This is a genomic window from Bradyrhizobium sp. Mp27, from assembly GCF_029953005.1.
Classification (GTDB): Bacteria; Pseudomonadota; Alphaproteobacteria; order Rhizobiales; family Xanthobacteraceae; genus Bradyrhizobium; species Bradyrhizobium barranii.
The window spans coordinates 1-459 of the sequence record NZ_JASAUS010000635.1; the positions used below are offsets into that span (position 1 = coordinate 1).

2 protein-coding genes are annotated in these 459 nt (G+C 63.6%); both read right to left on the reverse strand.

All coding sequences use genetic code 11. The features are described 5' to 3' along the window. The coding region (gene tnpB, locus QJT78_RS52115; RefSeq protein WP_281460944.1) for an IS66 family insertion sequence element accessory protein TnpB at positions 1-209 on the reverse strand (209 nt) is incomplete at its 3' end. After that, positions 206-459, reverse strand: a 254-nt coding sequence (locus QJT78_RS52120) for a hypothetical protein (protein WP_281460945.1), incomplete at its 5' end; no start/stop codon positions are given. The genes QJT78_RS52120 and tnpB, both read right to left, overlap by 4 nt.

The following is a 459-nucleotide window of genomic DNA, read 5'->3' on the forward strand; positions in this document are numbered from 1 at the left end:
CTTTTGTAGTAAAGGACAAGGCCGCTTCCGTCCCAGGTCAGGATCTTCACGCGATCTCGGCGCTTGGACCGGAAGACATAAAGTCCGCCGTCGTACGGATTGGCCCCAAACGCCTCGCTCACCAGCATCGCCAGTGAGTCCATCCCCCGACGGAAATCGATCGGCTGCGTCGCGATCCAGATCGACAACCCAGGTCGGAGCCCGATCATCGACCAACCGTCCGGACTGCCGCAAGCACCTCGCACAGCGCCCGCCGGTCGACCGTCCCCCCGACACGGATGCGAACCGCGCCGACTTGGATCTCAATTGCTGCCTGCTCTTCGCGCGACGACAATTCGCCGCCGCAGCCAGTGATCGCGACCGGCACAAAGCCAGGTGGCACATCTCCGTCCCGGCGCTCCGCGAGCTTCACCCGCGTGGTCTGACGACGCCACAGAAACAACAGGCTTGGGCTGATGT